This is a genomic window from Chamaesiphon sp. OTE_20_metabat_361 (genome assembly GCF_031364565.1).
Genome location: NZ_JANLWO010000138.1, coordinates 1 through 9,882, shown reverse-complemented (window position 1 = coordinate 9,882; position 9,882 = coordinate 1). Strand labels below are relative to the sequence as shown.

General features: G+C 47.5%; 12 protein-coding genes and 1 tRNA gene. 1 reads left to right on the top strand and 12 read right to left on the bottom strand.

Features of this window, described 5'->3' with window-relative positions; genetic code table 11:
- Positions 1–1,138 (top strand): AAA family ATPase (locus RMO35_RS03935; protein ID WP_309738703.1); only part of this gene is annotated, 1,138 nt, incomplete at its 5' end.
- 151 nt (positions 1,139–1,289) lie between these two features.
- Here the strand turns inward: RMO35_RS03935 and RMO35_RS03930 are convergent.
- The 12 genes from RMO35_RS03930 to RMO35_RS03875 all read right to left on the bottom strand — a co-directional run bounded on the left by RMO35_RS03930 (position 1,290) and on the right by RMO35_RS03875 (position 9,791).
- Positions 1,290–1,844, bottom strand: coding sequence for a tetratricopeptide repeat protein (locus RMO35_RS03930; RefSeq protein ID WP_309738701.1), 555 nt, complete (start codon positions 1,842–1,844; stop codon positions 1,290–1,292).
- A 500-nt stretch (positions 1,845–2,344) separates the two neighbouring features.
- The gene (locus tag RMO35_RS03925; RefSeq protein ID WP_309738699.1) at positions 2,345–2,770 is read right to left on the bottom strand and encodes a PIN domain-containing protein; all 426 of its coding nucleotides are present in this window, start codon (positions 2,768–2,770) and stop codon (positions 2,345–2,347) included.
- Positions 2,771–2,779: 9 nt separating this feature from the next.
- Positions 2,780–3,034 (bottom strand): hypothetical protein, encoded by a 255-nt coding sequence (locus RMO35_RS03920; RefSeq protein ID WP_309738697.1) that lies wholly within the window; start codon positions 3,032–3,034, stop codon positions 2,780–2,782.
- Between the two features lie 252 nt (positions 3,035–3,286).
- Positions 3,287–3,655: a clan AA aspartic protease gene (locus RMO35_RS03915; RefSeq protein WP_309738696.1), complete on the bottom strand. Its 369-nt coding sequence runs from the start codon at positions 3,653–3,655 to the stop codon at positions 3,287–3,289.
- Entirely contained in the window at positions 3,652–3,951 is a 300-nt protein-coding gene (locus tag RMO35_RS03910) for a hypothetical protein (protein WP_309738695.1), read from the bottom strand. Before RMO35_RS03910 ends, RMO35_RS03915 begins: the two co-directional genes overlap by 4 nt.
- Before the next feature lie 130 nt (positions 3,952–4,081).
- Positions 4,082–4,741, bottom strand: a complete 660-nt coding sequence (locus RMO35_RS03905; RefSeq protein ID WP_309738693.1) for a hypothetical protein — start codon at positions 4,739–4,741, stop codon at positions 4,082–4,084.
- Positions 4,742–4,923: 182 nt separating this feature from the next.
- A tRNA-Asp gene (locus RMO35_RS03900) sits at positions 4,924–4,997 on the bottom strand.
- Between the two features lie 135 nt (positions 4,998–5,132).
- Positions 5,133–6,551, bottom strand: a complete 1,419-nt coding sequence (gene gndA / locus RMO35_RS03895) for an NADP-dependent phosphogluconate dehydrogenase (RefSeq protein ID WP_309738692.1) — start codon at positions 6,549–6,551, stop codon at positions 5,133–5,135.
- 312 nt (positions 6,552–6,863) lie between these two features.
- The gene (locus RMO35_RS03890; RefSeq protein ID WP_309738691.1) at positions 6,864–7,385 is read right to left on the bottom strand and encodes a YceD family protein; all 522 of its coding nucleotides are present in this window, start codon (positions 7,383–7,385) and stop codon (positions 6,864–6,866) included.
- 15 nt (positions 7,386–7,400) lie between these two features.
- Positions 7,401–7,919: a R3H domain-containing nucleic acid-binding protein gene (locus RMO35_RS03885; RefSeq protein ID WP_309738690.1), complete on the bottom strand. Its 519-nt coding sequence runs from the start codon at positions 7,917–7,919 to the stop codon at positions 7,401–7,403.
- A 161-nt stretch (positions 7,920–8,080) separates the two neighbouring features.
- Complete coding sequence (gene yidC, locus RMO35_RS03880) at positions 8,081–9,262, bottom strand: membrane protein insertase YidC (protein ID WP_309738689.1); 1,182 nt, start codon at positions 9,260–9,262, stop codon at positions 8,081–8,083.
- 109 nt (positions 9,263–9,371) lie between these two features.
- Positions 9,372–9,791, bottom strand: a complete 420-nt coding sequence (locus tag RMO35_RS03875; protein ID WP_309738687.1) for a PH domain-containing protein — start codon at positions 9,789–9,791, stop codon at positions 9,372–9,374.
- Positions 9,792–9,882 lie beyond the last annotated feature (91 nt).

Below are 9,882 nucleotides of genomic sequence, written 5' to 3'. Positions count from 1 at the left end.
TCTCAATCTCGCCGCCGAACTCAAATACAGTAAACTCATCGAACTCCAGCGGAAACTCGAAACCGCCGAAGTCCAACTCGCCCAATCCCAAACCACGGGCAAATCCCTCCTCCGTGAAGAAGTCACCGAAGCCGACATCGCGGAAATCATCTCCAAATGGACAGGTATTCCCCTGACTAAATTAGTCGAAACCGAACGGGAAAAACTGCTCTACCTCGAAGACGAACTCCACCGTCGCGTCATCGGGCAAGAAGAAGCCGTCACCGCCGTCGCCGAAGCGATTCAGCGTTCCCGCGCCGGACTCTCCGACCCCAATCGCCCGATTGCCAGCTTCATCTTCCTCGGCCCTACAGGTGTCGGTAAAACGGAATTAGCAAAAACCCTCGCCAATTACCTCTTCGACGCAGAAGAAGCCCTGATCCGCATCGACATGTCCGAGTATATGGAAAAACACGCCGTTTCGCGCTTGATTGGTGCGCCTCCCGGCTACGTCGGCTATGAAGAAGGCGGACAACTCACCGAAAGCATCCGCCGTCGTCCCTATGCTGTTATTCTGTTCGACGAAATCGAGAAAGCACACCCCGACGTGTTTAACGTCCTGCTCCAAGTCCTCGACGACGGACGCGTCACAGATTCTCAAGGGCGGACGGTAGATTTCAAGAATACCGTGATTATCATGACTAGTAATATTGGTTCTCAATATATCCTAGATCTCGCTGGCGATGACTCCAACTACGACGAGATGAAATCTCGCGTCCTAGAAGCTCTCAGTCGCAACTTCCGTCCCGAATTTCTCAATCGCATCGACGATACGATCATCTTCCACACCCTCCAAAAAACGCAACTGCGGAGCATCGTCAAAATCCAAGCCGCCCGCCTCGAAAAACGTTTAGCCGAGCGCAAATTATCGCTCAAATTAGCCGAATCGGCACTCGATTACATCGCCAATGTCGGTTATGACCCCGTATATGGAGCGCGACCGCTCAAACGGACGATCCAAAAAGAGTTAGAAACGATTATTGCCAAAGGAATCTTACGCGGTGATTTTAAGGAAGGCGATACGATTTTTGTCGAAGTCCAAAACGACCATCTCGCCTTCAGTCGCTTACCTGCCACAATTTTGATGCAAGAAAGTTAAGTGAACAGACAGCAAGCCCCCGATATCTAAAAATGTCGGGGGTTTATGTTTGAGCAGAAACCCATCACCACCGATGTCAATTGCTAAGTGCAAGGATCTGTAGGTTGGGTTGAAGAATGAAACCCAACACACTTAACCACAGTCCTAACTACTACTTACAACAAGTCTGAGCATTTTGGACGCGATTTATATGGTCCAATGTATTCTGCTCTTGGTTTCTCCTTAGAGCTGCCCTTACTCCGTTTGCATTGTCAAGTGCCAAGGAATTGTTAGGATTAATTTTGACTGCTCGATCAAAATCAGCGATTGCTCCGGAGTAGTCGCCAAGCTTATTTCTGGAGACACCACGAGCGTTGTAAGCATCGGAATTATTAGGATTAATTTTGAGTAATTTATTATAGTCAGCGATTGAACCTTGATAGTCACCGAGATTGTACTTTGTAATTCCACGGTTAAGGTATGCTCCATCATACTTAGGATTAAGCTCGATCGCTCGATTATAATCGGCGATCGCTCCAGAAGAGTCGCCAAGTTCATCCTTGGTATTGCCACGGTTAGAGTATGCTCTAGCAAAATTAGGATCGAGTTCGATAGCGCGATTGAGATCGGCTATTGCACCTAGATAATTGCCACGATCGTGCTTTGCAACGCCCGAACGCCTGTAATATTCAGCATTCTTTTGTGAGACGATCGCATTCTTCGGCATTGAGCGACTGTTGCTCTGGATTAAACCCTTAGCCGTAACTCTGTTAGAGCCTAGCGTAATTGTCGCTCCCATTGCCAATAATCCCGCACACAGTAAAATTCTAGTTTTCATATAAATATCCTTATCTATTTGATGATTTGAGGCAAGTTTTAGAATGGGTCTGACCTACATTGTGTTGTCAAGGGACTGGTTGCTTACAGTGCAAATTACTGCCACTCTGTTCGCCTCCTGATTGTATCGACAATTTTGGCTTATTTGCTCCGCACAAAGGCTTATTGTTGCGGAGTGTAAGGATCTGTAGGTTGGGTTGAAGAATAAAACCCAACACACTTAACCAAAGGTGGGGGCGTTGGGTTTTGCGGCTCTGCTTGGTGCAACGCACGCTGAGGAGACCTCAGCGCGATTGCATCCGCAACCCAACCTACAGTCCTAACTACCTACAACTGGCAGCCTATGAATTAAATCGATGTAGTGATGGTGCAATTGCGATCGATCTGAATTTATGCAGCTAGAAATAACGGAATACGATCGGTCGTCCAGATCGCGACACCACAACCAAAAAAGTCATTGTCTTCCGTCCAAATCGGACAATCTAACAGCAGAGCAGCCGCCACAATCGGCCAATCATTGACATCACGGGCAGCAATCCGTTGCTTCGCTTCAACTTCGTATCCAGAATAGACATCAGCATCAACGATCTCAATTAGATGAATTAGACCCGCCAACACAGCTAAAGCCTCATCAGGTGGCAGATTGCGCTTTTGGAACAGGATCGGCAAATATTTGACAGCATCATCAAGGCAAAGATCTGGGGTGAAAAACTGTGTGGTGAGTGAAAACTCTTGAATCAGATCTCGGACTTTCTTACCCAGCACAGCACGCGCCACAATATTGGCATCAAGCACAATTTTTTTAGGATTAGACATGGATGGACTCTAAAGTTGCTGCGAGCGCAGTTGGTGAAACTCTGCCAGCAACCTGTCTTCATCAATTCCATGTTCTAGCAAAAGAGTATCCAGGGCTGCTGCGGCACGTTTGAGAGATTCCTGTTCTGACTCGGCGGGCTGTAGCTGGGTCGGAAAAAAGTAGCCTACTGTTTGCCCATGCCGCAGGATCGCCACAGGAGCAGAAGAACTGAGGTATTTGGCTAAATTATCTCTAAAATCTCTCATCCCAATTTTTTGTAGCATATTCTACCTGACGAAAATTGTGTACCGTTGCGTACACAATATTAACACGTCTGGCATTGGGCTGAAGATTTACAACAGTTGCCGAAAACTGATGAGTTGAAGAATGAAACTAGAGCATACTTAACCAAAGTGGGAGCGTTGGGTTTCGCGGCTCAACCCAACCTACAGTCCTTAACTAAAGCTGGGGGCATTGGGTTGAGCCTCGAAACCCAACCTACAGTCTTAAAGATATTGAGTGTCTGTTTTCGAGCTTCAAAGTGAAGCGTCAATACTCAAAATACTACCATCGCTAAAATCGATATTGAGATTGCAATTATTTAGTAATAATGTGCCGACTTGCGGACGCCGCCCCATCGCCAAGACGGGTACTTCTAGCTCGACACCATCCCAAAGTACTGTCGCTCGATGCACTGGCGTGACCGTATTCTCATCATTTGCCAGATTGGTATTGATACTCGCCACATAAGGCAGTTGTAACTTGGCAACAGCCGCAACTGGCAGACTCAAAGCGCCTTCAAATCCAGTATTGATGACACAGCCGATTTCGAGATCGGGATAGCCAGAGATCCGCACGATCACTTTTACTTGTGGTTGTCGTCCGATGACAATGCCATTTATCACGATAATTCCGCCTTTGTCAAACTACCACCCACTGCATAAACAGCATTAAATCCAATCCGTTCTGCCCAAATAATCGCATCGGGAAATTGACTTTTGAGTCGATCGCAAGCTTCTAGCAAGTTATCATCAATTTCATAGTTACTAGTAGTAATATCGATCGCGATAATATTGCCAAGCTGCTCCCGCGTTTCTACCTGAGTGCGGATCGATCGAGTGTAGAGCATCTGTCCGCGTCTCGCAATTTCGCGATTACTCAGCCGCACGGGAGTTGTATTGCTATTTCGATCGTCCATCATTAATCACTATCCGTTTTGCCAACCCCTTCAGATTATACCAAAGTCGCTGTCTCGATGCGTTGAGCTTCGATCGAGTCAAATTTCCATCCGCGCCGATGGGTACGAATTTAGTTCGAGAGATCGCCAATCCTTACATTAACAGCTTCGCTAACTTAATACCGCAAATTGCACTAATCAATCCACAAACCAAGCCATTTACCAAAATCGAGACGCCCCAGGCAATCTGAGCAAAATTCGTGAAATAGCCATTTGGCGATCTCAGCAGATCTTGTGCCAATAGTAATCCTTGCCATCCCAGCCACGACAGGAGCAAGATCGAACATACACCGAGGATACCACCGACGATCGCACTACCAAATCCCGCAATCCACCCATAAGCCGGATCGAATTTACCGCCCTGACGGGTTAATTTATCTCGAACTAACATGAGCATCCCCGCCACAGTCGCACCTGCAACGGTGCCAATTGGAGCCACGATCGAGTAACGCAAGGATGATAATAGATAAAATGGCAACGATCCTAACCAACCATAGTCAGATCTTACTGGTGCTTGGCTGAAGTCGATGAGTTGCGTCCAGCTACCGAGCCAACTTACTAGCCACGGGGCGACGAGTTTACCACATAAAATCGTACTAATTGCGATCGCGATCGAGCCGACGAAGGAAAAACCGATGGTAATAAATAAGGCCCAGATCGATCGAGTTTTCCAAGTAACGATCGTCCCGGAGATAATACCGGGAGCTAGTAATAAGATGAGATACAGGAGGTGAATGAATTGCAGGTGTAGCATATGAGAGGCCAGTTGCTTAGTCTAGATAACCGATCGCAGTTATAGCTAGATTCTTAACAAATGGCATCAGTATTTTCCGCAGTGACTCGATCGAGCATTAAGTCTGCGGTTCCCAAATTTGATTCGATAGTCAAAAAGCTTCTCATCTGATGAGAAGCTTCGATCGAGTGAACCTAGATTTACGGGACTGACGGGACTCGAACCCGCGACCTCGCGCGTGACAGGCGCGCGCTCTAACCAACTGAGCTACAGTCCCATTTATTCAACAGTCCTTATTATGCGCGTTCTAATTGGATTTGTCAACTAGATAGCAGAAAGTTGTCGATCGGGAGTGGGGAGTTGTTGAGTGCTACTGAAGATCTCATCTCCTCCCTACTCCCATCAGGAGTGATTATTTAGTCCATTCGGTGTGGAAAGACTCTGTGTCGGGCTTATCGATCCGTTTGTAGGTGTGGGCACCAAAGTAGTCGCGTTGCGCTTGAGTCAGGTTTTGGGGCAGACTAGCACGACGGTAACTATCAAAATAATCCAGTGATGCGCTAAACGCTGGCACGGGAATACCCATTTTAGCTGCTTGGGCGATAACTTCGCGCCATGCAGTCTGGCGATCGAGAACAGTCTGCCGAAACTCTGGGGCTAGCAGCAGATTTGCTAATTTGGGATCGGTTTTGAAAGCATCTTTGATTTTATTCAAGAAGCGGGCGCGAATAATACAGCCGCCTTTCCAAATCCGGGCTGTTTCGCTCAGATTGAGATCGTACCCATACGCTGTCGAAGCAGCACTGAGCAGTGCCATCCCTTGAGCATAGGAACAGATCTTCGAGCAATACAGCGCGTCGCGCACTTGGTTGACAAATACTTGGACATCGCCAGTAAACTTGCCTTCTGGCCCAGGGAGGACGGCAGCCGCACTTACCCGTTCGGTTTTGATTGAAGAAATAATCCGCGCATTTACAGCCGCAATAATCGTCGGAATCGAGACACCCAACTCTAGGGCACTTTGGACTGTCCAGCGTCCGGTGCCTTTTTGTCCGGCAGCATCAAGAATCATTTCGACCAATGGTTGATTTGTTGCGGGGTCGATATATTTAAAGATATCAGCGGTAATTTCGATCAAGAACGAATTGAGTTCGTCAGTTTTATTCCATTCCGTAAATACTTCGTGGAGCTGTTTGTGGTCTAATCCACCAACATTTTTAAGTAAGTCATAAGCTTCGGCAATCAACTGCATATCGCCATACTCAATGCCGTTATGCACCATTTTGACGTAATGCCCTGCGCCACCTTTACCAATGTAGGCTACACATGGCCCATCATCGACCTGAGCGGCGATTTTGGTGAGAATGGGTTCGAGGTTGCGGTAAGCGGTTTCAGTGCCTCCTGGCATCATACTGGGGCCATTGAGCGCACCTTCTTCACCGCCACTGACGCCCATGCCAATAAAGGTGAATCCAGAGTTTTCGAGTTCGGCAGTGCGTCTATCGGTATCTGTGAAGAGGGAGTTCCCACCGTCGATAATCACATCACCTGGAGAGAGGAAGGGTTTGAGTTCTTCGATGACGAGATCGACTGGCTTGCCCGCTTGCACCATGATCAGAATTTTGCGCGGTGTTTCTAGTGCGGCACAAAATTCTGGAATCGAATACGCAGCTACGACATTTTTCCCTTGGGCGCGGGTTGCCATGAAGTTATCGGTCTTTGCTTTCGTCCGATTGTAAACGGCGATCGGAAAGCCATTGCGTTCGACGTTGAGGGCGAGGTTTTCACCCATGACAGCTAAACCAATCACACCAAAGCTTTGTAGAGACATAAATATTGGAAATACTGTAGATGTAAGGTTCGATCGTGCTCCACCTCACCTTAGCTCGATCCCCATTTTTTGGGGGATTTTAGATAAATATTTGTAACAGTACTTGAGATAAATTAATTTTTGCCACACAATATCGCCCTGACTCGGATAAGTCAGGGCGATGTCATAAGTCAGAGGATGTCTGAAAAGTCTAATTGCTGCGTTTTAAGATCTAAATCCCCCAAACCCCTTGGAAAGGGGTTTGGGGGATTTAGATCTCCGATTCACACCGAAAAGCCTTTTCAGACACCCTCTCATGCGATCGCCGTCCGATTAACTGCGATCGAGTTGCTGTTTGAGGGTTTCGAGAATACCCCAACGGTTGTCTACTCGATCGATTTCCACGGGAGTCTCGATCGGTGTTCCGATCGGGGCAATCCCAGCACAATCGCGATTACAGAGTTGGCGTAGTGGCAGAGATAAACACAATTGTTCGTACAGCCATGACTCTGGCTGAAAGTGCCCATCGGGGGACAGTGACTCTACCAAATCCTCCAGCTCGTTTTTAACTTCCAGACCAGGACGTGCTGGTTCGATCGATTCAGCTTCCAACCAGATGATTTCGTTAGTATCTAGTACCAAGCGATGATTGTACTGTTGCAGACAGCGATCGCATTTGAGGGTCACAATCGTCTCTGTCTGTGCCGAGACATCTAAAAATGTCCCGCCATGTTTGACAATAATTTTGCCTCTAACGGGTGTGAGGGTATCAAATTCTGGAATCATCTTATCGACAATCACCTCAAGAGTGCGGTCTTGTCGATTGGCAAGTTGGGGAATAAACAGTGGTTCCATGAGTTATGCTCTACTCTAAATCTCCTCGCCTGATGGAGGTTGAGCTAATTTAATCACCAATCGGCGATCGGGTTCTTGACCGCGACTGTAGGTGGCAAGATCGCTATAGCTGGGGTCGCTATCAAAAAAAGTGTGCATCTGACGGCGTTCAGCAGAAGACATCGGTTTGAGGGCAACTTCGGTGCCAGTGGCGCGAACGCGCTCGGCAGCTTCATCGGCGATCGCTCTGAGGGCAATTTCGCGCTGGTGGCGATAGCCATCTAGTTCGATCGTGTATCCGGCTTGTAAATCTGCTTCTTGATGGATGTTGAGGCTAGCGTTAGCCATATACTGCATCGCATCGATCGTCGCACCTTCAACGCCGACTAAGAGTTCTTTCTGCGTCGGTGTCAGTGGACTGGGATCGATCGTCAGCCAGTAGTTAGTCGCACTCGCTCCTGCGGGTTGCTGGGTATCTACAGTAGTAGCGATTCCTGAGAGGCTCAGTAGTTGCTCCAACCACTGTTTACCACGGTCTAGACGTTGGTCGGTCATGGGATTAGGGGATAGGGGATAGGGAATAGGGGATAGGGATGAGGGATTTAAGAATTTTCTCTTATTCTGTTTTCTACAGCAGGATTGAGATTGCTGCGAGCTACGAATTACGCACTTCAACAATCGCCCTAAACCCTATTCCCTATCCCCTATCCCCTAATTTACGTTGCTTTCTTCTTCTTACTTTTCTCGAAGGGGATTTCTTCGCGATTGCTATTATCCTTGGGCTTCTCGCTTTCTTGTTGGTCTACAAGTTTCTGAAGTTCTGGCGGTAATGGTTCGCGATTGACAAAATAGGTTTGACCTAATTGAAACACGTTCCCGATCGCCATGTACATCAGCACCCCGGCTGGTAGGGGGAAGAATAAAAACATTCCCGAAAAGATAATCGGGGTGAATTTATTGACAGCTTGCTGGGCTTGTTCTTTCTCTGCGCTATTCTCGCCACCACCTGCCAAGGCTGGAGTCGGTGATGCGTTGGTTGATAGGTTTTGGCTCACGTACAGGCTCAAGCCAAAGAAAACAATCATCGCGATGATATCCCAGTGGATTTTACCGTCGGGATCGACAGCGCCAACGTGACCGAGGGCATCGATAAACAGGAAGCCAGTATTAGCCGCAATTCCCGGAATCGTCCCTTTAATTGTCACATCTCCAGGCGCGATCGCTTCAAGCTGACCGTCTGGGGTGATTTTGACATTTTCCATTCCCTTCGTTACCGTCCACTCGGGGGTAAGTTTGGAGTCAGGATACTGAGCTGTCAATTCAGTAAAAGGTTTACCATCAACGCCTTTGAATTCAATTTGCGTCTTTTGTCCGACTGGCACGACATTCCCGATCGGTACAGCGGCAATGACGGGCGTGTGAATGTTCGTCGTAAAATAAATATTATGTGGTTCGCTGTTAAATGCTTGCGGCTGAACTTCAGCAACTTGACCACTAGGAACGACTTGTAAGTTAACGTTGTAATCGACATTGGAGAATGGCGAACCCCGCAAAGTTGCAAACAAAGCAAACAAGACTGGCATTTGTAATACCACTGGCAGGCAACCAGCCAAGGGGTTGCCAAACTCCTTGTAAACGTCGCTCATTGCTTGCTGTTGCTTAGTCGGATCGTCCTTAAACTTCTGCTGAATTTCTTTAACCCGTTTCTGCATCAGTGGCTGAGAGATTTTGGTCTTTCGCATATTGCGAATCGAACCAGCACCCAACGGGTAGAGTGCAAAACGAATTACCAAGGTGAGCGCAACAATTGCTAGCCCATAGCTAGGCACGATTCCATAGAAAAAATCTATGATCGGCAGCATGATATTGTTGGAAATAAATCCGATTCCAAAGTCCATTGTCAACTAGAGGTTAGAGGATAGGGGATAGAGGTTAGGGGTTAGAGAATGGGAATTAGGAGATAGAATGTTCGTCCCTATTCCCTATTCCCTATTCCCTATTCCCTATTTAGGTGGTTTGAGTGGCAGCTTCGGCTTTCTCGGTTACGCTCAACAGGGGTACGCCAGTCTTGGCAATCACCCGCTCGTTGATATAGTCGTAAATTTCGCGATAGCGAGGGATCGATCTCAATTCCAATCGGCTACCATCTTTGAGAGTCACTACCATGTCTCCCCAAAATCCTAACCCACGAGGGATAGTTACTGCGTCAGTGATTTCCGAATAAACTAGATCGGTACGATCTTTGCCCATCCAACCACCAATGACTGAAATGCGGCGATCGGTAATTTTATACCGCAACCAAATTGCTCTAACAATCGCTCCGATTGCCAAAGGGATAAAAAATATTAGTGGTATTAAAACCACATGAAAAATCAAGTCCCCAATATGGGGGCCACCTTCGTAAAACGTTTCTTCTTTAATGCCCATCAAGTACCTCGGCGGCTGCCAACAACTGCTCTAATTCTCGCAAAATTTCGACATATTCGCATCCCTGTGCTGAAGGTCGGACTCCGATGAC